The 24,266-nt window shown below is 57.8% G+C and carries 25 protein-coding genes and 1 pseudogene; 18 read left to right on the top strand and 8 right to left on the bottom strand.

Annotation, left to right across the window (positions count from 1 at the left end):
- Positions 1-47: 47 nt before the first annotated feature.
- The gene (locus P0D84_RS46290; protein ID WP_408350508.1) at positions 48-1,436 is read left to right on the top strand and encodes an amidohydrolase family protein; all 1,389 of its coding nucleotides are present in this window, start codon (positions 48-50) and stop codon (positions 1,434-1,436) included.
- Positions 1,437-1,555: 119 nt separating this feature from the next.
- Here the strand turns inward: P0D84_RS46290 and P0D84_RS46285 are convergent, their stop codons facing one another.
- Together P0D84_RS46285 and P0D84_RS46280 are read right to left on the bottom strand one after the other, a co-directional pair.
- Entirely contained in the window at positions 1,556-1,726 is a 171-nt protein-coding gene (locus P0D84_RS46285) for a methyl-accepting chemotaxis protein (RefSeq protein ID WP_408351931.1), read from the bottom strand.
- On the bottom strand, positions 1,665-1,955 hold the full coding sequence (locus P0D84_RS46280) for a HAMP domain-containing protein (protein WP_408351928.1): 291 nt from the start codon (positions 1,953-1,955) through the stop codon (positions 1,665-1,667). Before P0D84_RS46280 ends, P0D84_RS46285 begins: the two co-directional genes overlap by 62 nt.
- A 113-nt stretch (positions 1,956-2,068) precedes the next feature.
- Between P0D84_RS46280 and P0D84_RS46275 the strand changes: the two genes are divergently transcribed.
- The 3 genes from P0D84_RS46275 to P0D84_RS46265 all read left to right on the top strand — a co-directional run bounded on the left by P0D84_RS46275 (position 2,069) and on the right by P0D84_RS46265 (position 3,541).
- Positions 2,069-2,416: an NAD(P)H-dependent oxidoreductase gene (locus P0D84_RS46275; RefSeq protein ID WP_408350505.1), complete on the top strand. Its 348-nt coding sequence runs from the start codon at positions 2,069-2,071 to the stop codon at positions 2,414-2,416.
- Positions 2,413-2,628: an NAD(P)H-dependent oxidoreductase gene (locus tag P0D84_RS46270; RefSeq protein WP_408350502.1), complete on the top strand. Its 216-nt coding sequence runs from the start codon at positions 2,413-2,415 to the stop codon at positions 2,626-2,628. The genes P0D84_RS46275 and P0D84_RS46270 overlap by 4 nt, the downstream gene beginning before the upstream one ends.
- Before the next feature lie 475 nt (positions 2,629-3,103).
- Entirely contained in the window at positions 3,104-3,541 is a 438-nt protein-coding gene (locus tag P0D84_RS46265; protein ID WP_408350499.1) for a YciI family protein, read from the top strand.
- Positions 3,542-3,913: 372 nt separating this feature from the next.
- Here the strand turns inward: P0D84_RS46265 and P0D84_RS46260 are convergent, their stop codons facing one another.
- Positions 3,914-4,483 carry a lysylphosphatidylglycerol synthase domain-containing protein gene (locus P0D84_RS46260; protein ID WP_408350496.1) on the bottom strand — a complete coding sequence of 190 codons (570 nt, stop codon included), beginning with the start codon at positions 4,481-4,483 and terminating at the stop codon, positions 3,914-3,916.
- Between P0D84_RS46260 and P0D84_RS46255 the strand changes: the two are divergent.
- From P0D84_RS46255 to P0D84_RS46240, 4 genes and pseudogenes are all read left to right on the top strand, one after another.
- A pseudogene (locus tag P0D84_RS46255) lies at positions 4,457-4,642 on the top strand (tyrosine-type recombinase/integrase); the annotation flags it as partial. The gene P0D84_RS46260 and the pseudogene P0D84_RS46255 overlap by 27 nt on opposite strands.
- 188 nt (positions 4,643-4,830) lie before the next feature.
- Entirely contained in the window at positions 4,831-6,249 is a 1,419-nt protein-coding gene (locus tag P0D84_RS46250; protein ID WP_408350493.1) for a DUF1254 domain-containing protein, read from the top strand.
- Positions 6,250-6,315: 66 nt separating this feature from the next.
- A complete protein-coding gene (locus tag P0D84_RS46245; protein ID WP_408350490.1) occupies positions 6,316-7,788 on the top strand; it encodes a DUF1254 domain-containing protein in 1,473 nt (490 codons plus the stop codon).
- Between the two features lie 241 nt (positions 7,789-8,029).
- On the top strand, positions 8,030-8,590 hold the full coding sequence (locus P0D84_RS46240) for a lipocalin family protein (protein WP_408350487.1): 561 nt from the start codon (positions 8,030-8,032) through the stop codon (positions 8,588-8,590).
- Positions 8,591-8,740: 150 nt separating this feature from the next.
- On the opposite strand, the gene P0D84_RS46235 is transcribed toward P0D84_RS46240, so the two are convergent.
- Positions 8,741-9,637 (bottom strand): hypothetical protein, encoded by an 897-nt coding sequence (locus P0D84_RS46235; protein ID WP_408350484.1) that lies wholly within the window; start codon positions 9,635-9,637, stop codon positions 8,741-8,743.
- Between the two features lie 398 nt (positions 9,638-10,035).
- On the opposite strand from P0D84_RS46235, the gene P0D84_RS46230 reads away from it, so the two are divergent.
- Positions 10,036-10,665, top strand: coding sequence for a hypothetical protein (locus tag P0D84_RS46230; protein WP_408350481.1), 630 nt, complete (start codon positions 10,036-10,038; stop codon positions 10,663-10,665).
- A gap of 278 nt (positions 10,666-10,943) precedes the next feature.
- On the opposite strand, the gene nudC is transcribed toward P0D84_RS46230, so the two are convergent.
- Positions 10,944-11,888 (bottom strand): NAD(+) diphosphatase, encoded by a 945-nt coding sequence (gene nudC / locus P0D84_RS46225; RefSeq protein ID WP_408350479.1) that lies wholly within the window; start codon positions 11,886-11,888, stop codon positions 10,944-10,946.
- Positions 11,889-11,903: 15 nt separating this feature from the next.
- On the opposite strand from nudC, the gene P0D84_RS46220 reads away from it, so the two are divergent.
- From P0D84_RS46220 to P0D84_RS46180, 9 genes are all read left to right on the top strand, one after another.
- Positions 11,904-12,041: a hypothetical protein gene (locus tag P0D84_RS46220; protein WP_408350477.1), complete on the top strand. Its 138-nt coding sequence runs from the start codon at positions 11,904-11,906 to the stop codon at positions 12,039-12,041.
- 19 nt (positions 12,042-12,060) lie between these two features.
- A complete protein-coding gene (locus P0D84_RS46215; protein WP_408350474.1) occupies positions 12,061-12,570 on the top strand; it encodes a TonB family protein in 510 nt (169 codons plus the stop codon).
- A gap of 499 nt (positions 12,571-13,069) precedes the next feature.
- Complete coding sequence (locus tag P0D84_RS46210) at positions 13,070-13,321, top strand: ABC-three component system protein (RefSeq protein WP_408350471.1); 252 nt, start codon at positions 13,070-13,072, stop codon at positions 13,319-13,321.
- 238 nt (positions 13,322-13,559) lie between these two features.
- On the top strand, positions 13,560-14,681 hold the full coding sequence (locus tag P0D84_RS46205) for a LacI family DNA-binding transcriptional regulator (protein WP_408350468.1): 1,122 nt from the start codon (positions 13,560-13,562) through the stop codon (positions 14,679-14,681).
- 145 nt (positions 14,682-14,826) lie between these two features.
- Positions 14,827-15,837, top strand: coding sequence for a zinc-binding dehydrogenase (locus P0D84_RS46200; protein WP_408350465.1), 1,011 nt, complete (start codon positions 14,827-14,829; stop codon positions 15,835-15,837).
- 127 nt (positions 15,838-15,964) lie between these two features.
- Positions 15,965-17,296, top strand: a complete 1,332-nt coding sequence (locus tag P0D84_RS46195; protein WP_408350462.1) for an MFS transporter — start codon at positions 15,965-15,967, stop codon at positions 17,294-17,296.
- 401 nt (positions 17,297-17,697) lie between these two features.
- Positions 17,698-18,711: a Gfo/Idh/MocA family protein gene (locus P0D84_RS46190; protein WP_408350459.1), complete on the top strand. Its 1,014-nt coding sequence runs from the start codon at positions 17,698-17,700 to the stop codon at positions 18,709-18,711.
- Entirely contained in the window at positions 18,708-19,721 is a 1,014-nt protein-coding gene (locus tag P0D84_RS46185; RefSeq protein ID WP_408350456.1) for a Gfo/Idh/MocA family protein, read from the top strand. The genes P0D84_RS46190 and P0D84_RS46185 overlap by 4 nt, the downstream gene beginning before the upstream one ends.
- A 19-nt stretch (positions 19,722-19,740) precedes the next feature.
- Positions 19,741-20,565 carry a sugar phosphate isomerase/epimerase family protein gene (locus tag P0D84_RS46180; protein ID WP_408350453.1) on the top strand — a complete coding sequence of 275 codons (825 nt, stop codon included), beginning with the start codon at positions 19,741-19,743 and terminating at the stop codon, positions 20,563-20,565.
- 97 nt (positions 20,566-20,662) lie between these two features.
- Here P0D84_RS46180 and P0D84_RS46175 read toward each other — a convergent pair whose 3' ends face one another.
- From P0D84_RS46175 to P0D84_RS46165, 3 genes are all read right to left on the bottom strand, one after another.
- Entirely contained in the window at positions 20,663-21,103 is a 441-nt protein-coding gene (locus tag P0D84_RS46175; RefSeq protein WP_408350450.1) for a hypothetical protein, read from the bottom strand.
- 332 nt (positions 21,104-21,435) lie between these two features.
- Complete coding sequence (locus tag P0D84_RS46170) at positions 21,436-21,705, bottom strand: YbdD/YjiX family protein (protein WP_408350447.1); 270 nt, start codon at positions 21,703-21,705, stop codon at positions 21,436-21,438.
- 2 nt (positions 21,706-21,707) lie between these two features.
- Entirely contained in the window at positions 21,708-23,768 is a 2,061-nt protein-coding gene (locus P0D84_RS46165) for a carbon starvation CstA family protein (RefSeq protein WP_408350444.1), read from the bottom strand.
- Between the last annotated feature and the right edge of the window lie 498 nt (positions 23,769-24,266).

Genomic DNA, 24,266 nt, shown 5'->3' with positions numbered 1-24,266 from the left:
ACGCCTGATCTCACATCTCCGTATTCACTCACAAGAAGGACAAAGCAATGAGACATACCCTTTTGCGAGCCGACTACGTTGTGCCGATGACAACCGACAATGCGGTCATCGTCGACGGCGCGGTTGTGATCGATACCACCGGCAAGATCGTTGCCGTCGGCGCGGGCGACGTCATGCAGCGCGACTATCCCGAGGCCTCCGTCAGGCACCTGCGCGATCGTCTGTTGATGCCAGGATTGATCAATGCGCATTGCCATTCCGGCTTGCTGCGCGGCACGGCCGAGGGCTTGCCAGTATGGGACTGGCTGCAGCAGTTCATCGATCCAATGCACCGTGTACTGAATGCCGAGGAGGCCGAAGCCGCCTCCTGGTTGTGTTATGCGGAGGCGCTGCTGTCAGGCACCACCACAATCGTCGATATGTGGCGTTTCATGGACGGCAGCGCTCGAGCCGCGCAGGAATTGGGAATCCGTGCCGTATTGGTCCCATACGTCGGCGAGCACCCCGACCACAACTACTTCGAAACACTGGATACCAATGAGGCGCTGATCCGCCAATGGCACGGCAAGGCCAATGGCCGTATCCAGACATGGGTTGGACTGGAGCACATGTTCTACGCGATACCGGCTGCATGGGAACGTGCCGTCGCCATCACCCGGGAATATGGTGTCGGGTTGCATACGCATAGCAATGAAAGCCGCTTCGACGTGGAAGAAACGCAGCGCCGATACGGAATGCGCCCCGTCGAAGCACTTGAAAAATTCGGCCTGCTCGACGCGCACCGCGTGCTGCTCGCGCATTGCGTATGGCTGGACGATAGCGAAATTGCGTTACTCGCCGGGCGCGGAGTCGGTGTGACGCATAACCCTGTCAGCAATATGAAGCTTGCCAGCGGTGCGGCGCCTGTCGAGAAACTCCTCGCCGCCGGTGTGCAGGTTGGGCTTGGGTCGGACGGCGAAAAGGAAAACAACAATCTCGACGTTTTCGAAGAGATGAAAGTCGCATCGTTGCTCGCCAAGCTGTCGAAACTCGACGCGTCAGCACTGGATAGCTGGTCGATCTGCCGGATGGCAACCGCCATGGGTGCCCGCGCACTTGGGCTCGAAAAAGTCACCGGCACCCTCGAGGCGGGCAAGTCCGCTGACCTGATTGCTGTGCGCACGGACACCCCCCGGATGACGCCGCTGGTAACGGGACCGTTGCTCAACCTTCATCATAATCTGGTGCACGCGGTGCAAGGTGGCGACGTCGATCTGACCATGGTGGATGGCCGCATTCTCGTCGATAACGGGCAGTTGCAAAGTGCCAACCTGCGCACCTTGATTGATCGTGTCAACGGGCTTACGCCGGGGTTGTTCGAGCGACGGAGCCAATGGCTTGCCAGTCACGGCGCCGTCAATGCGCTGGGTCGCGCGGCAGAGGCGCCTAAGATCTGAAGACCGATTGTTCAGAATAATCGGATTCGAAAAATTCTCGACCGCTCGGCCCCCGCCGCTCATTGCTACAGCCGCGGGGCCAGGCCGCGCGTCATTGGAGGATTGTACGAACACCGGTTTCACGGCGACTCGTTGCCTCCGCGATCATCCATCTGGGTGACCGCCTGACCAATCTGCTCGATGCCTCGACTCTGCTCATCCGACGTGGCCACGATCTCTCCCATGATGTCACGCACCCGGGAGACCGCCGAAATGATCTCGCCCCTTGTCGAACCGGCCTGACCGACCAGTTCTGTGCCGGTTTGAACTCGAGCGGCCGTCTTGCACTGTGCGAACCGTCGTGACCAGACTGCCGTGCATTCTCGCGAGCCCCGCAAGCAATTGGCCCATCTCATCGCGACTTGTCACCTGAACCGGACGGCGCAGATCGCCTGCGGCGTATTGACTCAATGAAGGATCAGTCACTTGGAGCACGCGGAACCACAAAGATACAACGTCCGTATTCCTGCGGAAACACATGCCACACACCGTCTTCGTGTTTGAAAAAGAACAGTCCGACCGGGCCGTCCGGCCGCAGCGCTTTGACGTGAATTGTCCACGCTCATCCAGAGCCAAAATCATTCGTGTCGGCCATGAAAGGCGCCGCAGTTGAAATACTGACGGCAGCCGGACACAGCATCGAAGTCACTGACCTGTACGCGCAGAACTTCAACCCAATTGCCAGCGCTGCCGACCTTCTGCAGCCCCAGAACGACGAGTATCTCGTCTATGCCCTTGAGCAGCGGCACGGCCTCGAAACTGGAACGCTTTGCCCGGATATCCTCACGGAAGTCGAGAAAGTACGCCGCTGTGATCTGCTGGTGTTGACGTTCCCGATCTACTGGTTTTCCGTGCCGGCGATCCTGAAAGGCTGGATCGACAGGGTATTGATCTTGGGAACTTTTATGGTGGCCGACGGATCCACGACCGCGGCGGGATGACGGGGAAGAAGGCCCTTGTTTGTGCCACGCTCGGCGGCCGGCAATCAATGGTCTGCGACGGCGGGATCCATGGCGATCTTGCCGCGATGTTGCGTCCTCTTTTGCGGGGAACCCGTGGCTATGTTGGTTTCGATGTTCTGGAGCCGTTTTTTGCGTATCACGTGCCGTACGTGGCGAAGGAGGAACGCGTCGAGATCCTGGATGGATGGTGAGCGTCGCTCGAAGCACTTGATCAAAGGCCCGTGATCCAGATGCCGGCGTTGGTTGACTTTGACGAGACGCTATCGTGGAAACGGCAGGGGTTTGCCTGGTGAACGCGTAGATTGTCTTCCTGTTTGGAAACGGCCCAATGACGGCAGGCGGCGGGTATATTTTTGTATTTGTCGGGTACCTCAATGAGGTTCGAGGCGGCTTCCTGATTGCCAGATCAGAACGATTGATCGCCGGGGCCAACGGCCGCTTCCACCAACATTGCAGACATATCAGGCGCGAACACGAAAGACGGTTGTGGGTCGATCGGCGCCGGATGCGGATCAATGACAGGCAGGCCGCAACGCCGGTTTGGCGTTCGCCCGCGTTTGGCCACTAGCTGCCCGTCGTGAACGTCGAAATCGGCCGCAACTTGTCGATTCGACAGCCCTTCGTTCGTCGTGGTTCTGAAGCACCATTCAACTCAGGAGAACGACGATGCGATTCATCATCACAGCCCAAGCAAGCGCAGACAACGAGGAGCCGGATGCTAGCGGCGGTTTGGACGAGGCCCTTCTGACGGCGTACATGAAGTTCAACGAAGAGATGCACAAGGCCGGTATCCTGGTGGCTTCCGAAGGCTTGAACCCAGCAGCGCCCGGAGCGCGAATTGCCGTTAGCAATGGGAAACGCTACACCGTTGATGGCCCGTTTTCCGAGTCCAAGGAACTGGTCGGTGGCTTTTACATCATCGAAGTTGGATCGCTTGAGGAGGCGATTTCCTGGGCATTGCGCGCGCCATCCGGTCTCGGCACGGACGATGTACTGGAGGTGCGCCAACTCACCGGAGCGGGCGATGTTCCGCCAGATGTCCTCGACATTATCCGGGCAGCGGCACCGACCTGGAGCGAGTCGGTTTGGCAGGCGCGGAAGTGAAGGCCACATACGGAACCGCCGAGCTGCCATCCAGGCGGGTGCTCGAGCCGACGTACGCAGCGAACCTCCGTCTTCGGCTCTGCGTCAGCGTAGAGCGACCGCTTTTCGGCGGCCATACCCGGGGCGAACGACCGTCGGCTTCAGGTCGGCGGCGTTACGTTCGGCCTAGCCGATTTCAGGCTGGACTCGGCCCAGTTCGAGTCGTTCGCAGACAACTTGCGGCTGGCCGCTCCCAAACTGACTTGAGCCGATCGCCGGCCGAACCTCTGACGTTTCGTCTATTCCTTATGGGGGTCGATCATACTGACCGGGCACCGTTTTCGGTACGAATCAGAAAGCCGCGCGAGCATGCTTTGATGCTTTCGGAGATCCTTATTCCGTAGCCGGCATTGCCGAGCCCCGACGCCAAGCAAGCGCAACAAACGCCACGGCACCAAGCATCAGCGGGGCATAGAGCGTCGCGAAGCGCCAAAGGATCAGTGCTGTCGCCATCGCATCTTGCGGAATCCAGTTTGCAAATGCCGCCGCAAGCCCCAGATCGCCGGCGGCGCCGCCGGCCGGTATGCCTGTCCAAAGCGCCGCATGCAGCACCACAGCCTGCACAGCCCACACGAATCCGAATGGCAGCCGGTAGCCGAGTTCGAGCAGCACGAACCACAGCACGCCATAGCGAGGCAGCCATTGCAGGGTGGTGAACACCAGCAAGCCGGCGAACTGATAGCGAGACCCCGTCATGAGCACGCTCACCTGCTGGCGCACACTCTGACGGAACTTGTCCCAGCGGGCTCGCAGCGCCCCGAGCCATCGAACACGGCCGCATAAGGCAATCACTGCGCTTGCGATGTTCCGTCGGCATGCCCAAAGCGCACCGATCAGGATCGCGGCACCGGCCAGCATTGCGACGACTAGGGAGACGTGGACGACACCGCGTACGGCACCCACACGATGCGCCGGACGAAAGCGTCACTGATTTACCGCCGCACCAAGAACCTCCGCGCCGTTCAACTGCTGCTTGGCCACACCAAACTTGAAAGCACAGTGCGGTACCTTGGCATCGAGGTCGACGATGCGCTTGAGATGGCCGAACAAACCGAAGTTTAGACAGCGGTACTCGGGACAGCGACCCCGCATCGGTCGCTGTCCGGACCATGAAGCGACATTCGTAGAGTCAAACTGAACGGCCGCTGATCGACTCTGACCGGCCATTCCTGAAACCTTTGTAAGCAAACCGGGAACAGTGGTTTAATACGCACTGTCGGCCGTCTGTCGGGCTTCGCCAAGGGATGCAAATGAAACGACTCGTTTGTCTGTTCCTCGCAATAGTTTGCTCTTCTTTTTCATTTCCCGAGACGGCGAAACCCCAACAGAGTCCACCACCGATCAAGGAGGAATTGGGCACGCAAGCGCTTCACCGTCGCGCAGTTGAAGCCGCCATATGGGGCATGCCGATTGTGAGCGTCGATGCAATGCGAGAAGCCTTCTTTCGCGATGCAAGTGCGAAGTACGGCGATATTGTCTACTGGTCAAAACCAGCCGACTGGAAGAACCAGACGACCACGCCGAACGCTTCTTCGCTCTACATCTACTTCAACTTCAACACGAAGGATGGCCCGGTCGTACTCGACTTCCCGGCAGCAGCAGGCGCCGGGTTGTTCGGGACGATGCTCGATGCATGGCAAACGCCCTTGACCGATGTTGGTCCGCAGGGTGCAGACAAGGGAAAGGGCGGGAAGTACCTCGTCCTCCCACCTGGCTACAAAGGCACGGTCCCGTCGGGCTACATTCCACTGCGCTCCGCCACCTATAACGGATATGCGCTGTTCCGTGCGATCCCTGCCACTTCGTCTGACTCTGACGTAACGAAGGCCATCCTGCTGGTAAAGCGGCTGAGGCTTTATCCGCTTGCGTCGCGCTCGCATCCACCCGAGCAACGCTTTGTCGACATGGCCGGAAAATTATTCGACGGCACTGTCGCATTCGATAGTACTTTTTATGACCGGCTCGCCCGCATGATCCAGGAGGAGCCTGTGCAGACGCGCGATCTCGTGGCGATGGGGCAGATCCGTACCTTGGGTATTGAAAAGGGAAAGGAATACAAACCTGATCCGGCGGCAAGTTCGACGCTAACCGAGTCGGCACGCGAGGCACACACAGGGTTTATCGCGGCACTGAATCAAGGCGAGCCCTGGTGGCCGGGATCTACGTGGACGCTGCCGGAAAATCTCGGGCCGAAGACGGGTTTCTCATTCCAGACATCCGATTATCTGGGTGTCGACGCGCGCGGGATGATCTACTTCCTTGCCTATGCGCCTCCAGCGAAACTCGGAGCTGCGACGTTTTACCTGACCGGATTGCATGACTCGCAAGGAAATCCGCTCGACGGTGGCAAGAGCTACCACCTGCACGTTCCGGCGGATGTGCCGGCGAAGCAGTTCTGGGCAGTAACCGTCTACGATCTCGATACTGCGGGATTCATTCGAGAATCGCCCCGCGTAGGCTTAGATTCATACAACCAGAATCTTCAAAGAAACGCGGACGGCTCCGTGGACGTCTTCTTTGGCCCGAAACCTCCGCCGGGTAAGGAGAGCAACTGGATCTACACCACGTCAGGAGGAAAGTGGTTCACGATGTTCCGACTTTACGGCCCTGGCAAACCGTTGTTCGACAAGTCGTGGCGGCTCGCTGACATTGAACCCGTTGCTCAGTAGGCTCAAGCACAGACCTCTCGGCACGGCTTGCCGGCAGAGCCCACATGCTGCCAGCGGAGAACAGAAATGCATTTCAAGCCACTTGCGATAGTGTGCGTCGTGAGCGTTGTCCTGTCGGCGTGTGCTGTTCCGTCTTCCGACACATCGCAGATGGATGGCCAACTCCAAACCCGTATCGGCAACATCGGAATCCAGAATGGCTACCCAGACAATGATGCGGTCAGGAGGCTGTACGATGAGATGGACTTCCAGCGTGCCTGCCAGGCCTATATCTGGGCGACACCTGCGGTCGCAATGGAAGCGCTGCGCCGGGCGAACAGGCGGGATTGGGATGTCGATTACAACACCGTTTCTGTCGTCGACAACTACACCACGCCCGCTGTTAAGGCGCTTACCGGCAACAACACGACGATCTATGCAGCGGTATTCATCGACCTGAATCGCGATGGTCCGGTCGTGGTCGATTCGCCTGCGGGCGCGTACGGTGTGATCGACGACGCATGGCAAAGACCGGTAGTCGAAGTGGGGCCATTTGGTCCTGACAAAGGCAAAGGCGGCAAGTTTCTCCTGCTTCCACCGGCGTTCAACGGGACCGTCCCTGCGGGCTACCTTGCTGCGCATTCCAAAACAAACCTGGTCATGTACCTCGCGCGTGCTTTCGTCCGCGATAACGATGTCAAAGCGGCCGTGAATACGCTAACCGAGATCCGCGTCTATCCGCTTGCAAGGGCGTCGAATCCGCCGCCTACCCGAGTTGCGCGCGCCGGGACTCGCCCGCTGGACTCGATCGCACCGCGGGGATTCGAGTACTGGGAATTGCTCGAAAGCGTCATCGACCGGGAGCCGGTCGAACCGCGTGACCGCTTCTTTTACGCGATGCTCAAGCCGCTAGGTATCGAGAAAGGCAAACCGTTCGAACCGGATGCGCGTCAGAAGCAGATATTGACGGAAGCCGCGCAGGTTGGCTTCCTGATGGCCCAAACTCTCAGCATGGCTCCCCGGCTTGCGAATGCATCTTCTTATCCTGGCACGCACTGGGAATGGGTATTGACGCTCAACCCTGACCAGGAGGCTGCTAACTATAGCCAGCTCGACGAGCGTACCGACTATACGTTCGAAGCGATCACGATCGCAGAAGGAATGGTCAAACCTATCGTGGGCGCGGGCTCGCAGTATATGAGCACGGCCAAAGACAACGATGGCAGATGGCTGGATGGTGGCAAGCAATACATCCTCCACGTGCCAGCAAACGTTCCGGCCAAGGAGTTCTGGGCGGTCACTGTCTACGATAATCTGACGCGCTCGATGATCGTTACCGATACGATGAAGGCGGGTGTGTCGAGTAAAGACAAGTTGCAGATGGAAGCTGACGGATCGGTGGATATTTATTTCGGGCCGCAGGCGCCGGCGGCCGTACGCAGCAACTGGGTGAAGACGTTGCCAGGGCAAGGCTGGTTTGCTTATTTCCGCTGGTATGGTCCAACCCAGCCGTTTTTCGATAAGACGTGGGCTTTACCTGACATTGTGGAAAGCCATTAGCTGGCGAATATCTAGCTTACCGAAGGACCGTTCCCCGCTTGCTATCGGTCGCTTACGACGGCACGGAGTACGACCGCTCAGGGTCGATCTGAGGCGAACGCGGGCGACCAGCGGCGGACAGAGACCATTGAAATCGGCCTGCGCTTGCCTTCCGTAGGCGTCAAATTGATTTCTTGGCACGACATTTCTTTCGAGAGGATTAGTATATTCCCCGCGCCGCTGTTGAAAGGACAATCCGACTATGCGAAAGAAGATTATCGTCACCGCGCTAACTGGGGCAGCACTACTTCTGGGAGCCTGCGCATCCATCCCTCGACCCGGGCCGGTCGGCAACCGCGCCGTGCCGCAGCCGGCCAGGTCAGTCAACCTGAACAAATACATGGGCCGATGGTACGAGCAATTCCGCTATGAGGCGTCGTTCGAGAGGGACATGGACGACGTCACAGCGGAGTATTCGCTCAACGACGACGGCACGGTCAAGGTCATCAATCGCGGCCGCAAATCCTGCGGCTCCGGCGATTTCAGACAATCGGTTGGCAAAGCGAAAATCGCGGATCCCACGACGAATGCGAAACTGAAGGTTTCATTCTTCGGTCCGTTCTACGGGAATTACTGGGTGCTAGACCATGGCGACGACTATGATTGGACGATCGTCGGCGAGCCGTCGGGTCGCTACCTATGGGTACTGACGCGCACAGCACACCCGGCCCCTGAAGTCCTGGCCAGTCTGGAGGCTCGCGTGAGAGCGCTTGGTTACGATTGGTCCCTCGTCAGGGTGACGAAACAGAGTAGATCGTATTGAAGATGACGCCGTTACGGCACTAATTGCGTCAACGCACGCGAGACAGGCGGAATGGGATTTCGGCGGCCATGGCCGACTGGCGAATGCGTGGCACCAACGAGGGGCTGCAGCTCGCCCCAGTAGCCGCCGGTTTCGGCCACGAAGCGACATTCACCGGATGTTGCCGAGCGGCGGTTGATGCCCGGAAGCGGTTGTTTCTGCTTTTTTCACACCCTCGTCTGACGAGTCCAGATCGACCGCGCGTGCTAGTCGGTGCTGGCTCGCTTGCTTAATTTCGCCCCGATGCGACAAAACTGGAAATTTCGCTCCGTTGACTGGCGCGCAACCTCGCAGAAAATCGGTCAAATCAAAGGGGAGACTGAAAAAGCGAGGCAGCCAGAACAGCACTTCTGCAGTTCCTAAACTCTTGTGCTTCTCGGCCAGGCGGTTCTTTCTCCCTTGGACTTGAACATTGGCCTTAGGATGGATCAGTCGATTGCGTTCGCGAAAAACCCGTCCCAATGCCTCGAATTCTCCCGAACCGGAGGGAAGCAAATAGTCTGACAGCAACATTTTCGGTCCATGCTGCCACTTATCCACGGTCGTGCGCGACTCGATGAGTACGAACAGCTCCGGCTTGCCAATCAACGAGCATCCCCACTCAAGAGCAAGATTAATGTCGGCTTCGCATAGTGCCGCAGAGAGGATAGTCACCTCTGTGAACAGTGGCATTAGGTGTCCGGTGAACCGGGCAGGAACCCTTTCGTAACGTTGAGCATCGATTGCCGAGATCGTTCGGGCTTCCTTCTCGACTTCCTCCCCCGGTGCGTTGGGGTTAAGTTCTGAGAGGCGCTTGCGCCACATTTCAAGGTCTGCTTGGGCCTTGCTTTCCGCTTCGCTCGCGGCCACCTCGATCTCGGCTCGCAATTCTCTATATTGGCGCCACAGCTTATCTAGCGCCGTGTCCAGCCAATGGTCACTTCCGACATGCCAGTGCGGCTCAATCTTTTCCGCCGAGACGACCATTTGCCGGAAGTTGTCGAGCCCATCCCCTCGAAGGAGTGTCATAAGATATGTGCTTTTCTCTGGAAAACCGGTCAAGCAGCGTTTGCAGCGCGGTTATTCTTTGGACGACAAATGGACCAGCGATTCTTCTACCACAGCTTCCCGCGTAGGAACGATAACCCGAAAGAGGCCGTCGATAAGGGGTTGAAAATTCTCGCGGCGATACGCGATTTTGGCCTCTCCTCACGCCCGAGTATATCGAATGGTCTCAACCGCTCGGTGACGCTCCGCCTCGGGTTCAGCCGCGCCTGCAGCGACGGGCGTGCTTCACGGAGCTTGCTCCGAACGAGCTCCATCGACATGCACAAATTTTTGGCGAGTTTGCGCTTGAGTTCGACTACAAGGCGATACGCTCGCTAGGTGCAATGCCCGTTTTCTACGTCCCCCGTGCTGAAAGCGGGATGAGAGACGGAAACTTGCTGGGGGTTGGGCTTACAACCGCGCTGATAGACGCGGAAACAATAGTGCAGCGTATGGCTTTTTTGGAGCAGACATTGAGTAATGTCTCTTGTGCAGAAAGGATTGCTGTGAATGTCGGATGGAGTGAGAACCCTAGCGGCCGTGGAATCTACGAAATTGATTCTGCAGAATCTCGTAATCTAATTTCTGCCGTAGGTCATGCCGCAACCCCTTGGTCGACCCTATCGGGTGCTCTGGAATCGATGCTGAATCTTTTCTATCCAGCTGACAACACTCGCCATGGCCTAGATCTCGATTATTACCGTCAACGCGAATGGCGCATCGCGTTCAAAATCCAAGTGGACGGCGAAGATCTGATGGAAGACTTGTCAGAAGAGGCTACGGCTCGTGCGCTCGATATCGATTCGCAGTTCTTTCAGCGAGTTATATCGACGCCGATGGTGACTGACAGAGTGGCTAAACTGACTTGGGCATATCGCGGGATTAACGGGCGCTCAATATTGCAGTACTGCACTCGATTGATCGTCCCGGATGACGCTTTAGAATCCGCACGGGATCTAATTAGTACTGTCCCGGGTGCGCCGCCAGTAGTTAGCTATCTTGACCTGTAACCGGACCGAGCGACCGCAAGGACCTGGCATTAGCTGTAAGGTCCGCTTCGGAGCATGAAAGCGACATTTCGAGAAGAGTCGTGACCGACCGCTCAGGGTCCGGTTACGGAAATTCGGCTTGGACCGGTGGTCGCGCATAATTCGCATCGGGCCAACGGGATAAGCCAAGGGGGGCGGCGAGAATCGGTCCCCACCGACGCCTTACGCCGGAGTGGGCGATCCAGCTTCTCGCCTCGCGCACCAGGTAATTCTGTGCAATTGCACCTTTTGCGGGACGCTCAGCCGAGCAATACCGCGCCACCTTGCTCGACGTACGCCTGCAGCAAATGATGGGCAATGGCGAACGGCTTGGGCGTCGACAGCCCGTCCGCATGCGTTCCCGCGAGCATCGCCGCAACCTCCTGGCGTGAGAACCAGCGGGCGTCTTCGAGTTCGTCTGTATCGACGACGACATCGGTATCGCTCGCCTGCACAAAGCAGCCGATCATCAGCGATGAAGGAAACGGCCACGGCTGCGACGCGAAGTAGACAACCTGTGCACACTTCACGCGAGCCTCCTCCATCACTTCGCGACGCACGGCGTCTTCCGCGGTTTCGCCCGGTTCAACGAAACCAGCAAGCGCCGAGTACATTCCAGAGGCGAAATGGTGCTGGCGTCCGAGCAGACACCGTTCGCCGTCTATCACCAGCATGATCACGACTGGATCCACCCGCGGGAAATGGCGTGCGCCGCAAACATCGCAGATGCGTTGCCAGCCGGCCGTCGTGACGCGGCTTGCGGAGCCGCAGTTTGAGCAGAAGGAGTGGCGCCGATGCCAGTCGAGCATCGACTTCGCCTCGGCCAGTATTCCGAGCGCTCCCGCAGCGACGAGGTCTTGCAGCGCGAGCGAGCGGAGGTCGATGCGATCATAGTCGGTGCCTGGCGATGGGTTCTCTGGCGCAAGGCTGAGCGCGAAGCCGAGCGCGAAGCGTCCGCTGCCGTCGCTGTCCTCCCCGAGGAAGACGCTATGAAGCGGCTGGCCAAAGGCAGCGGTCTCGCTGGCAACGAACCACGGGTCATACCCGCTGCCTCGCTTGAGCAAGGGGACGTCGCCGTCGAAGACGAGAAAGCGCGCGGCCGGGTCGCTACGTAGATGCTCGACGAAGGCGTGGTCGTCCCGCTTGTCGGAGCGGCGGTCGAGCGGATTGACGTTAAAGCCGATGGACGCGGAATAGGCGGTCATCAAGGTCGTTGACATATGGGCGATGGGATTCGCAAGTATGGCACGGGGTTCAGTCTGCTCGCGCGCCGGGGTTCGGCCGGCGTCGACACCAAGGACGCCAGCCGGCAAGTTCGACCGTTCGACATTGGCCCGTACATCGTCGACACCCATTAGTGGCGTTTGAATTGTTGCAATGCGTCTCGATGCTCTGGTCAGCCTTTTCTTCGGAGTCGTTGTGCGAGAAACAACACTTGCTCTTGCTCTTGCTCTGATTCCACTCGTGCTGTCCTTACTGACCGCTTGTACCGCCGACATCTTGGCAAATAGCAACGAACCGCCAATACCGTCTGCTCACAATATAGCGAAACTTTGCCTGGCTCAGGCAGCAGGTAACGGCGAGCCACTTCTGACGGTGGGCGAATTGAACGCGTTGCAATGGCGTCACTACGTCAGTTGCGCGTTGAGCAGCCACATGTTTGTGGATGCAAATAGCGATCTTGGCAATCCGGAAGCAATCGTATCTCTCCGGCTCAATCCTGACGGTTCAGTAGGCTCTGTCACGCTGCTACACACGAGCGGCGACGACGCGTGGGACAGCGCCGTACAACGTGCGATTGTCGCTGCTTCGCCGTTACCGCCAGCACCGCCCAATCAAAATGTGTCGAGGATCGAATTCCATCGTGCGCTTTGCAGTGCGAGGTGACCGGTCGCAAATATCACCAGGTCAAGCGGTTTGGCGGCCCCGGTGACGCGGGTTGTGACGTGTAGACTTGTGGGTGCGCTTACAGCGTCCCAGTGGGACCTGTATCAGGCGAAGCACTACAAGGCGTCCCTGACCCAGGGCGAGTTCTTCCCGGAACTCGCCAAATTTTTTGCCATCTCGCCGCAGGAACCTATCCGCCACCGCGCCGGTACTTTTTGTGTTCGCCGCAGAATATTGGGCTGGACCGGCACGATCTCATCGCGAAACCCGCGACGCTCAAACAGCGGTTTGTGGCCCACTGGGCGGCCGGAAGGACAGGTATGAAAAGCTTGGTAGGCGGCCCTGAGCGCAGAGGTCCGAACGGTGATCGACTTGTTTGATTTGACACGGATCGAGGAGTGCCCGCTGCGCGATCTGCTTGCGTGGCATGCGGTCGATCATGCCCACTGCGAGGTCTTCCATATCGCAGCCGAACGCGGGGGACGACCCGGTGATGCCGGTGTCAACCGAGGATGAGCTGACCTACGTTGAAGAGCTTGTCGCGTTGTACGCCGAACAGGGCAGTGCTGCGCGTACGGTCGGAGCGATCATGCAGACGCTGTACGCCGAACATTTCACCGACTGCCGCGTGGAGTTTTATTGTGCGGAGGGCCTGAAGAGGTTGACCACCTGCGCTGCGTATCGACATGCGCGAGCTTTATCTGAACAATCACGCCGCGTCCTTACCGAGCCAGCATGCCTGAGCTGGTAGCGCTCGGACTAGAAGTGTGTATTTTGACTGATCATACCAGTTGGACTAAGCTGTACGCCACGAGGCGCGGCTCAAGTACGATCAGCATGTCCCGCACTCCCGACACGCGGTAACCAATCCTGCCGATTTAACCGTGATTAGATCAAAATTATTAGTCAGGTTAATTGGTGTTTCGAAAAGCTGTCTCTGAGAAAGCATTAATTTCGCGTATACTGCTCGCAGTCCCGCCACAATAAAAATGAACGACGAAAAACCTCAAAAGACAGAAGCCATCACTCTGGCATACATCGCAGAGGCTGCCGGGGTTTCTACCGCCACGGTTGCACGCGTGATCAAGGGGAGAGGGGCCGTTGCACCTCAAACTCGCGCCCGTATTGCGGATATTTTGCGAAGCACTGGGTACAGCCCCAACGCTGTTGCCCGAAGCTTGCGCATGCAGCGCTCGTTCACGCTGGGTCATTTGCTAACCCGACTGACGTTAAGCCCGTTATTCGCGCAGATTGCTCACGATCTGGAAGAAGAGGCTTTGAAATATGACTATAAGGTCTTTCTAATCAATCTCCACGCGCAAAGCTCCCGCGAACAGGCCAGCGTTCGAACATTGATCAGCAATCGAGTGGACGCCATGATTTTCACGCATGCGGTCGATGCTGAGAATGTACGTCTCGCGATCAATGCCAAAATCCCGGTGGTCCAGGTCGAGAGGTTGGTTGACGCTCGAACGAGTGCGGTTCTGGTCGACCATATGGCGGGTAGCCTCGAGGCGCTCCGCCATTTAACGGAACTGGGGCACCGGCGCATTGCCTTTATCGGCGTAAAGCCCGACCCAACAAGTTTTTTCGGTTCGCGAGCGATGTCTATCGAGGCTGAACGTTTTTCTGCCTACCAAGAAGTGTTAACGGAAGTTGGCGTTGAATATGACTCGGCCTTGGTTAGATTGGAGGGAAATTATCCCTATGCCGAAAGCGGCCAGGCGGCTGCGGTCAAACGCGTCGCCGAACATGCGAGTCCAGCGAATCGAGCAGCCGGGTACGAATCGATGCGCCAGCTATTAAGCGAGACTCCCAGGCCGTCGGCTGTATTTGTGGCGGCAGGCGTATTTGCAACGGGAGCCTTGCAAGCGATTTACGACGCCAGGCTCCGTGTTCCGGACGACATTTCGGTACTCGGCTACGACGACAGCCTCGCGCCGTTTCTTTGCCCACCTCTTACGTCGGTAGCGCTTCCATTCCGCGAGATTGGCCAAGCCGCATGTCAACTGGCTTTGGCGGCGATCGAGCATCCCGATGAGATCAAAACGGTACTTTTAAAGACCGAGCTACACGTTCGGGCATCGACCGGGCCCGCGCCCAGGCTATAAGACACAACAATCCGAGCCAAACATACTAGCGTTAGTACCAGGTCGGTCACCTTTCGCCTGACTCGCCCTTGACACCCGATGTGCGATCGATGACACTCAATATGTCATCGATGACATTCGATGAATCAGACGGGATTGACGACAGATGAAATCAACAATTTGCACCATAACGGGCAAGGAAGCGCTTCAAATTGAAGACGTTGATAGAAGCCGACAGCTAGATAACAACGAGTTGCGCATCAGGACGCTATATAGCCTGGTCAGCCCCGGCACCGAGTTGGCTATCTTCTTGGGTGAGCACGTTGGGCTCAATGATCCGAACAATACGTTCGCGAAATATCCCTTCCTGTCGGGATATGCGGCAGTCGGAGAGGTTGTTGAAACGGGCCCCGGCGTCGAGCAATTTTCCGTGGGCCAGAAGGTTTATTTCGAGGGGTACCACGAGAGCCTGGCTATCGTCGATGCTGTCCGTAAAAATGTTCGAGCCCTGCCGGAAGGCATAGACATCAAGTTGGCGCCATTCGCTCGGCTTGCCCAAATCTCTTATACGGCGCTTCTGGTTGCGCCCGATGCCGGTCAGCGCAGCACTGTTGCCGTTATTGGCCTCGGCTTGATTGGTAATCTGGCTGCCCAGTTGTTTCAAATTCGTGGTGACAAAGTCATTGCGGCGGACACTGTGCTGGCGCGTCGCAACTGGGCGATAGAGGCTGGCTTGCATGGCGTCATTAGCACGAGTGGCGTGGACATTGCCGAGCGCGTGCGCGAAGCTGCCGCAGACGCCGAGATCGATATCTGCGTAGAAGCAACCGGCAATCCGGCCGTCGTACAGGTTTGCCTGGACAACGTTCGCGATCGGGGGCGCGTGATCCTACTCGGATCTCCGCGGGGAAAAATCATGATCGATGTCTACAACAATATTCATCGATCAGGCGTTTCTCTCATCGGAGCACACGAACGCGTATTGAGAGCCGAGGCTCCCGGCGCCCCCCGCATGATTCAAGTCGTCGATGAAATGCTGAATAACATTGCCGCTGGCAAGCTATCGGTGTCGCCGCTTGTGACACAGACGGCACGACCAGACCAGCTGGCGGACTGCTATCAGCACTTGCATAAAGACCGCGATCAAACACTAGGGGTGCTTATTGACTGGACATGAAGGTACGAATGCCTTTCGTTTAAGTTGAACAACGAGTGATACAAGAGCTTGCACATAGGAGCTTATAGATCGAGCCCCCGTGCGCAGATTAAATATCGCAACGCCCGTTTGCGATGCAGGAGACAAAATGACCACGCCTCAAAAAGAAAAATTAGCCGCATCTCCCCGTTTGCGATTTATACAAAGAACTGCCATCGTCATTATGTTGGTTGGCGGCGTTGTGAACTTTGTCGATCGGGTCACGCTCGCGGTCGCTAATCCGCTGATACATGACGACCTGAACGTCAGTGTCGGTGAAATGGGAATTTTGCTTTCGGCCTTCTTATGGTCTTACGCAGTCGCTCAGTTGCCAGCTGGTGTGCTTGTTGATCGGTTTGGTGCCCGAAAAATGCTTGGCTTCGGGCTGGTGGTTTGGTCCATTGCGCAAATGCTGGGTGGCGCTGTTACTAGTTTTGGTCAGTTCATCGCCACACGCGTGCTGCTCGGGATCGGTGAGTCGCCGCAATTTCCCAGTGCCGCGCGAGTCTCGCGAGATTGGTTCAATGTGCGGGAGCGGGCGTTTCCGCTGAGCATTGTCAATAGCTCGCCATACATTGCGCAGACCATTGCGCTTCCAATACTCACGATCATCATGCTTTCATTGGGATGGCGTTGGATGTTTGTGGCCACGGGCGCTTTGGGCGTAGTTGTTGCGGTCGTCTGGTTCGCCATGTTCCGTGATCGAAAAGGCGTTGCCCTGACTCCAAATGAAGAGGAGCACCTGGATGACGGCGACGTTGCCGCGGTAATCACCCCTGCCACATCCGCCGAATGGCGTCAGCTGTTCCGCTTCCGCTCTGTATGGGGACTGATTCTGGGATGCTTTGGTATTGGCTACGTGTCCTGGCTCTATGGGACCTGGCTGCCAGGCTACCTCCATATGCAGCGGCACATGACCATATCGTCTACTGGTTGGGTTGCCGCGATTCCACACGCTTTCGCCATCGTCGGTGCGTTACTTGGAGGGTGGATAGCGGATCGACTCGCAAAACGCGGATTCTCCCCGGTCAACAGTAGAAAGATTCCGCTGATCATAGGCATTACCGGTGCGGCGTTGTTTACGATTTTTGCTGCTTACGCGAAGAGCGACGTTCTGGCGATGGTTTTCATAACGATCGCTGTTGCCTCCGGCAGTATGTGCGGTGGCCTCTATTGGGCGTTGGCAGGCGTCATAGCGCCGTCGAATCTGGCCGGCTCGTGCGGTGCTATTGCCAACTTTGGATACTACGTCGGTGGGGCGATCGTTCCCATCGCGACGGGTTTCATCGTTCAAAGCACGGGTAGCTTTACGCCGGCTTTGCTGATGAGTGGTGCCATCGGTCTGGTTTCGTCGCTTTGCTATGTCCTATTGATAAAAAACGAACCACTCCTTTTCAAAACGCCCCGGCATGAGAATGTGACGATCGCCGCTCAGGGGTGATGGCGGCGCGATGACACGTCATGCCATTGCCGGTTGAAGAATTAGAAGTCGCGTACAGAAGCTGTATATCAGGTTTCAGGATCAGAACAATTAAATGGTTTTGCTGATAAATAATTAAATTATCCAAATTAATATTGGAGATGCGAAAGATTAAAACGATGCAGTGTGCGACCCACAAAAAGGCAAGCGCCTACGTTGCGCTCGGTATGACACTCGCACTCGCCCCGGCCTTTGCCTCGCCGCCATTGGCATACGACACGCGTTCTGAGGGCAGGTGGCGAAATCCGGCTGGTTTTTCTCAAATACGCGCTTGACCTGTGGGTGCCAGTCAGTGTGTAATCGATGACATTCAAAATGTCATCGATGACATTTGTCTCGTAATGGAACTTGGGAGAGAAGGGGTGCTTAAATTTTCAGCAATCGGTTTGGATCATCGGCATATCTATCATTTAATCGGCGGTTTGCTGGACGCTGGTGCGGAGTGCGCTGGTTACTGGACCGGTACCACGGATCCTCGGGTCGTCGAGGGGGTACAGGAGCGTTTCCCGTCACTCAACGCTTTTGATGACCGAACCGCCTTACTGGAAGATCCGAGCGTCAGCGTGATCGTATGCGCCGCGGTTCCCGCCAAACGCGCCGAGTTTGCTGTTGAAGCAATGCGTGCCGGCAAGGACGTGGTGGTTGATAAACCAGGCGTGACCAGCTTCGCGCAATTGGAAGAGGTCAAGCGAGTGGCAGCGGAGACCGGAAGAATCTTCTCAATTTGTTTCTCCGAGCGCTTCGTTGTGCCGGCAGTCGAAGTCGCTCGGCGACTTGTAGAGGAAGGAGCGATCGGTGATGTCATTCAGACGATGGGAACCGGCCCGCACCGTCTGAACAAGGGGATACGGCCGTCGTGGTTTTTCGAGGCCGACCAATATGGCGGAATCCTTGTCGATATTGCTTCGCACCAGATCGACCAGTTTCTCGTGTTCACCGGTTCGAAGGATGCCGAAATCGTTCACAGCCACGTCGGCCATTTCGGCGATTCGACAAGTGCTGACTTTCAGGATTTCGGCGAAGTGTTGTTGAGTTCCGGTGCGCGGCGAGGGTACATACGCGTTGATTGGTTTACACCGGACGGCTTGCCGACATGGGGCGACGGTCGACTTGTGATCCTCGGAACCAAAGGGACGATTGAGCTACGCAAATATCTGGACATCGAAGGGCGTCCGGGTACCGATCACCTGTTCATTTCCGACCAGCAAGGCACGCGTTATATCGATTGCAGCCGTGAGCCATTGACGTACTTCAAGCACATCCTGGCGGATGTGCAAGACCGCACCGAGACGGCGATGCGGCAGGAGCATGTTTATACGGTAAGTCGGCTCGCGCTCGAAGCTCAGGCTACGGCAGACAAGCGGAGGCAGGTATGACGCGCCGCCTTGGAGTCGTGATGGTCGGACTGGGCCCGGGATCGCAACCACATCTTCACAGTCTTGCGGACCTCCGAGATATCGCCGAGCTGCGGTGGGCCGTGTGTCGTGAGCCTGACACAGCAAGTTTGGGACCTCTCGCAGGCACCGTTAAGCCCACCTCGAATTTGGCGGCGGCACTGGCCGATCCAGCGGTCAATGTTGCTATCGTTGCAACGCCTGCCTCCACGCACTACGAGGTTGCCCGCCAGTGTCTGGACGCCGGGAAGCACACCCTGGTTGAAAAACCGCTGGAAATTTCTTTGCAGCGTGCGGAGCAACTAGTCAAATACGCCGAACAATCAATTCCGCGCTTTGGGGTGGTGCTGCAGCATCGCTTCCGGCCGGGCTCCATCAAACTCCGGGCATTGTTGGCCGAGGGCCGACTGGGTGAGATACAAAATGCTTCGGTCAAAGTGCCTTGGTGGCGGCCGCAGAGTTACTACGATGAACCCGGGCGCGGAACCATACAGCGCGATGGTGGCGGGGTTCTGCTGACGCAAGCCATTCATGCCATCGACCTCTTCAGGTCCCTGGTTGGTGTGAAATCGGTTGAGGCAGCGCAAGTGACTACCACGGCAATTCACAAGATGGAGACGGAAGACTATGTGAACGCCTTGCTGACGCTCGGCAATGGCGCACCAGGCTTCCTCACCGCTACCACGACGATGTACCCCGGCCAGGCAGAGTCGATTGACGTTGTCGGAACCAAGGCGACCGCGACGCTTTGCGGTGGCGAGCTCAATGTATTTTTCCATGATGGCGAAACCATAACCATAGAGTCTGACGGCAGATCCGGTGGTGGCGCGAGCATCATGGACTTCTCGCATGAACCGCACTGTTCCTTGATCAGCGATTTTCTCGATTCAGTCTCCAATGGGCGTTCTCCCATCGTGACGGGAAGCGAAGCCCTGGAGACGCATCGGCTGATCGATACGATCTTGCAGCGCGGTGAAAAAACTTCAACCTAGTACGCGGAGACATTAAGATATGAAACTAAGCTTCAGTTCACTTGGCTGTCCTGACTGGTCGCTCGACGAAATCATCATGCATGCGTCCGAGTATGGGTACGACGGCATCGCCTTTCGCGGTTTGAACCGCGAGTTCGATCTGCCCAAGTGCCCCGAATTCTCGAAGGAAGGACGTCAGGAAACTCGCCACAAGATGGAGGCAGCCAAGCTCGAGACCAGCATGATTTTGGCGTCGACTCGCGTGACCTTGACCGACCCCGCCGAACTGGAGGACAGCCTGCGTCTTGCCGAGAGCCATATCGACTTGGCCTCCGATCTTCACTGTCCGTATGTGCGAGTATTTGGCGGCCCGATTTTAAGCGGTTTGTCGCATGACGCAGCCGTGCAGCGAGTGGCGGAACGTTTGCGTCGACTCGGAGATTACGCGAAATCGCGGGGCGTGGAAGTGCTGATCGAAACGCATGATGACTGGACGGTTACCGCGCGCCTGAAGCGCGTGATGGAGATTCTGGAACACCCGAATGTTGGGGTTCTGTGGGACGTGCATCACCCGTTCCGAGTCGTCAACGAGGGCATCGCTGAATCCTGGAAAAACATCGGGAAGTGGACTCGCTCGGTCGATTTCAAAGATTCGATCACGGACCCGGAGGCGCGTCTCGGATACCGCTACGTGCCAATCGGCGACGGCGAAGCTCCGCTTGGCGAGGCGATGTCTATTTTGAAAGGCGTCAAGTACGACGGCTGGTTGACGTTCGAGTGGGAGAAATACTGGCATCCCGATATTGTCGAGCCGACGGACGCGTTCCCGGCGTTCGTCAAGACCGTGCGGCGGATGATTGGGTGACCAACTTAAGAGCGCGACTTAAAAGCGTGATTTCGACGCGTGCTTCGGAGTGCGATTTCAAACGCGATTTGAAGCGCAATTTCACGGCGAATTGATTCTAGAGCGCAAGTTCGTGCAATTTCAAGGGCAGCAGGTGATCTTGAGGAACGACGGCAGCTACATGCTCGTCGTTCCTCAGGTGGGTAGCAGGCTGTTTTGTTGGTATGTCAACGGGCAACCCATTATCCTTAGACCGAAGATGCTCCTGGTCCGCAAGCTGAAGCCACAGCTGGAACGAGCTGGGTGTCACCTTTAGCTTGTAGGGCGCTGGACCGACGACAGGCGGCGTCGTTAGCGCGAAATCAAAGCCAGGTATCGGTGTCTCGCTCAGATCGTCTTTCGGCGTGACCGCGCCTGTCGCTATTCCATCGCCTTGGGGCGTTGTTGGGCCGGAGATTTCCAGGCTCTTGAGGAGCAGGTCGATCGCGGGCGGGACGATGACGTGCGCCAGCACACCGGTGCCAACCAGAACCGATTTGATCGTATCGACGCCAGCCATTCGCCACTCCAGATCCTTAAGGCAGAGCTCGTTGCACCGCTGGCACGTGGGGCGACCCAAAAAATCAGGCGGCGGCGCGTACACCACGCTCACAACCATCCGACTTCATGGATCGAACGATTTACACGACTAGTTGATGCTGTTGCTCCGTGTCCAGGGACCTGAAAGTTTATTGCCGCGACTGCAGGGGCGCAAATAAAAAACATCTGCTTTCGGGAAGCTGGTCGGGCGGAAACCAACACTAAACGGCGGAGAAAATCTGCTTACATTGGAGCGAATGCTGTTGCTTCCCATGTCCCTCGCGAAGCAGCGCTGATCAGGTACGTGCTGTCTCAGCAGCATCTCGCCCCGTTGCGACAGTATTTCCGCTCGACGGCCCAGGTGAAGAACTCGCCGCGCGGCATTAGCGGATCGCACGGATGACGGGAGGCCATGTGCTGAGCATAGCGTTCATAGTCCGGCATGCCGAACATCTGCATGCATGCTCCACGCATCGTGCGCGCAAAATCCGATAGCTGTGTCGCCAGCGTATTGCTGCCGGGGCGGCCACTCGTGGCCTGACCCGGCACCGTCAGGCGTTTGCTATTGAAGATCGATTTCATGATCAGGTTCCTTGAGCGCGCACAACAGCAGGCGTCTCGTTGACAGTGGGCTGCGCCTGCCTCCGAGCCTGCAGGCAGATCTTGACCGCGAAGACGCACATCGCCAGCACCAGCACGACAAAGAAGCCGCAGACCACCGCGTCCAGATAGTTGTTGAAGGCGACCCGCTGCATTTCCGCAATCGACCTGGCGGGAGCGAGTATGGTCCCCTGCGCGGCGGCGTCACTGAACTTGTTCGCCAGCGCGAGGAAGCCGATACGCGGGTCGCTATGGAAGATCTTCTGGATGCCTGCAGTGAGCGTGGTAATCAGGAGCCACGCTGTCGGCACCAACGTCACCCAGACGTAGCGCTCCCGCTTCATCTTCACCAGAACGCTCGTACAGAGCAGCAGGGCAATGCCGGCGAGCATCTGGTTGCCCACGCCGAAAAGCTGCCAGAGGGTGTTGATACCACCGAGCGGGTCGACCACGCCCTGATAGAGAAAGTAGCCCCACGCCGCCACGCAGAGGCCGGTGCCCAGCAGGTTCGCGGGCAGGAACTGGGTGTCGCCGAGCGGCCGGTAGACATGGCCTAGCATGTCCTGGATCATGAAGCGGCCGACCCGCGTGCCGGCGTCTACGGCTGTCAGGATGAACAGCGCCTCGAACAGGATGGCGAAGTGATACCAGAAGGCCTCCATGGCCGGACCGCCGAGGGCCTGGCCGAGAATCTGCGCCATGCCAACGGCCAGCGTCGGGGCGCCGCCGGCGCGCGACAGGATGCTGGTTTCTCCGATGTTCACGGCCGTCTGGTTGATCAGGTCCGGCGTAATGACGAACCCCCAGTTCGATACGACTTGCGCCGCCTGCGCGGCGGTCGTGCCGATGATTGCCGCCGGTGCGTTCATGGCGAAGTAGATGCCCGGATGCAGTACGCAGGCTGCCGTCAGCGCCATGACCGCGACGAACGATTCGGCGAGCATGCCGCCGAAGCCGATCAGACGCATATGCGACTCACGCTCGATCATCTTCGGTGTGGTGCCGGAGGAAATCAGCGCATGAAAACCGGAGACCGCGCCACAGGCGATGGTAATGAACAGAAAAGGAAAGAGCGTGCCGGAGAATACGGGCCCGGTGCCGTCGATGAAGCGGGTGGTCCGTGGCATCGAAAGCGTGGGCGCGACCACATAGATGCCGACCGCGAGCGCTATGATCGTGCCGATCTTCAGGAACGTACTCAGGTAGTCGCGTGGCGCGAGCATCAGCCAGACTGGCAGGCTGGAGGCGATGGCGCCGTACAGGATGAGGGCCCACGCCAGTTGCGGGCCGGTCAGGGTAAAGAACGGTCCCCAGGTGGGATCGTTGGCTACCGTCTTCCCGAGTACGATCGAAACGAGCAGGAGTACGACACCGAACAGGGAGGCTTCGCCTACGCGTCCTGGGCGGATGAATCGCATGTAGACGCCCATCAGCAGCGCGATCGGTATCGTCGCCGCGATGGTGAAGAGACCCCACGGGCTGGACGTGAGCGCCTTCACTACCACCAGGCTCAGGACCGCAAGAATGATGATCATGATCGCGAGCACGCCGACGAGAGCCAGCGAGCCCGGAACCGGGCCCAGTTCCATCTTGATCATCTCGCCAAGGGATTTGCCGTCCCGACGCACCGACGCGAAAAGCACGATGAAATCCTGTACCGCACCGGCCATCACAACACCCACGAGAATCCACAGCGTGCCGGGCAGGTAGCCCATCTGCGCTGCCAGCACGGGACCCACCAGCGGGCCCGCGCCGGCGATTGCGGCGAAATGATGGCCGAACAGCACCCACCTGTTAGTCGGTACGTAATCCATACCGTCGTCGTGGCGCTCGGCCGGCGTCTGGCGAGTATCGTCGAGTCGCAGCACGCGCTCGGCAATGAACTTGCTATAGAAGCGGTATGCGATGAAATAAACGATGAGGGCCGCGGAAACGAGCCACACGGCATTCACACTTTCACCGCGCCCGAGCGCGAGCCTGGCGAAAGCGAGAGCACCGACAGCGGCCAGCACCCCCCACACGAGCATGGACGCAAGCTTGTTCATGACGTCTCCTTCTTTCGAACAACGCGTGGCAGAACAACTTGCGCGCAACTTCATGTGCCGGCGCGCTTCAGTTTTCGGCCGCTGAGCAGCAGGCCTGCTTCCCATTTCACCGAAAAACAGGCTACACCCAGCTCAGAGGCACCGCAATGCGCGATTCCTCGCTGTGAGGCACGCGATGCGTCACTCGGACGGGCGTGGCGACGACTCCCCCAGCGATGGTCAAAACGTCTGCTGATTAGCCAACCAATGCCTATATATTGATCGGCTACAACCAAACTGAGTGGCAGTCCTGAATCTTGAGGCCGATAGTCTCGGGCGTATAGACGACGAAATGCGCACTACCTTTGTGCCATAAACATTCCCAAATGGTGACTGCCACTTCACTGTCTTTGAGCATCATTGGTCGAAGACCTTTACCTCGGGACTATCGTCGGTGGACATCGAGCACGGTTATGAGCCAGCGTGCAGTTCCTGCTGTCGCCGCACTTGAATGAGCTG

Source organism: Paraburkholderia sp. RL17-337-BIB-A, assembly GCF_046025895.1.
GTDB classification, from domain to species: Bacteria; Pseudomonadota; Gammaproteobacteria; order Burkholderiales; family Burkholderiaceae; genus Paraburkholderia; species Paraburkholderia fungorum_C.
This window is presented reverse-complemented; position numbering and strand designations above follow the sequence as displayed.

Coding starts and splice junctions, on each gene's coding strand:
- P0D84_RS46270 (WP_408350502.1), top strand. CDS start 2,413: ATGACGGGGAAGAAGGCCCTTGTTTGTGCCACGCTCGGCGGCCGGCAA.
- P0D84_RS46275 (WP_408350505.1), top strand. CDS start 2,069: ATGAAAGGCGCCGCAGTTGAAATACTGACGGCAGCCGGACACAGCATC.
- P0D84_RS46250 (WP_408350493.1), top strand. CDS start 4,831: ATGAAACGACTCGTTTGTCTGTTCCTCGCAATAGTTTGCTCTTCTTTT.
- P0D84_RS46280 (WP_408351928.1), bottom strand. CDS start 1,955: ATGTGTTTCCGCAGGAATACGGACGTTGTATCTTTGTGGTTCCGCGTG.
- nudC (WP_408350479.1), bottom strand. CDS start 11,888: ATGACCGCCTATTCCGCGTCCATCGGCTTTAACGTCAATCCGCTCGAC.
- P0D84_RS46265 (WP_408350499.1), top strand. CDS start 3,104: ATGCGATTCATCATCACAGCCCAAGCAAGCGCAGACAACGAGGAGCCG.
- P0D84_RS46175 (WP_408350450.1), bottom strand. CDS start 21,103: ATGGCTGGCGTCGATACGATCAAATCGGTTCTGGTTGGCACCGGTGTG.
- P0D84_RS46230 (WP_408350481.1), top strand. CDS start 10,036: ATGAGAGACGGAAACTTGCTGGGGGTTGGGCTTACAACCGCGCTGATA.
- P0D84_RS46200 (WP_408350465.1), top strand. CDS start 14,827: ATGAAATCAACAATTTGCACCATAACGGGCAAGGAAGCGCTTCAAATT.
- P0D84_RS46240 (WP_408350487.1), top strand. CDS start 8,030: ATGCGAAAGAAGATTATCGTCACCGCGCTAACTGGGGCAGCACTACTT.
- P0D84_RS46290 (WP_408350508.1), top strand. CDS start 48: ATGAGACATACCCTTTTGCGAGCCGACTACGTTGTGCCGATGACAACC.
- P0D84_RS46165 (WP_408350444.1), bottom strand. CDS start 23,768: ATGAACAAGCTTGCGTCCATGCTCGTGTGGGGGGTGCTGGCCGCTGTC.
- P0D84_RS46195 (WP_408350462.1), top strand. CDS start 15,965: ATGACCACGCCTCAAAAAGAAAAATTAGCCGCATCTCCCCGTTTGCGA.
- P0D84_RS46205 (WP_408350468.1), top strand. CDS start 13,560: ATGAACGACGAAAAACCTCAAAAGACAGAAGCCATCACTCTGGCATAC.
- P0D84_RS46245 (WP_408350490.1), top strand. CDS start 6,316: ATGCATTTCAAGCCACTTGCGATAGTGTGCGTCGTGAGCGTTGTCCTG.
- P0D84_RS46235 (WP_408350484.1), bottom strand. CDS start 9,637: ATGACACTCCTTCGAGGGGATGGGCTCGACAACTTCCGGCAAATGGTC.
- P0D84_RS46185 (WP_408350456.1), top strand. CDS start 18,708: ATGACGCGCCGCCTTGGAGTCGTGATGGTCGGACTGGGCCCGGGATCG.
- P0D84_RS46180 (WP_408350453.1), top strand. CDS start 19,741: ATGAAACTAAGCTTCAGTTCACTTGGCTGTCCTGACTGGTCGCTCGAC.
- P0D84_RS46220 (WP_408350477.1), top strand. CDS start 11,904: ATGGGCGATGGGATTCGCAAGTATGGCACGGGGTTCAGTCTGCTCGCG.
- P0D84_RS46170 (WP_408350447.1), bottom strand. CDS start 21,705: ATGAAATCGATCTTCAATAGCAAACGCCTGACGGTGCCGGGTCAGGCC.
- P0D84_RS46215 (WP_408350474.1), top strand. CDS start 12,061: ATGCGTCTCGATGCTCTGGTCAGCCTTTTCTTCGGAGTCGTTGTGCGA.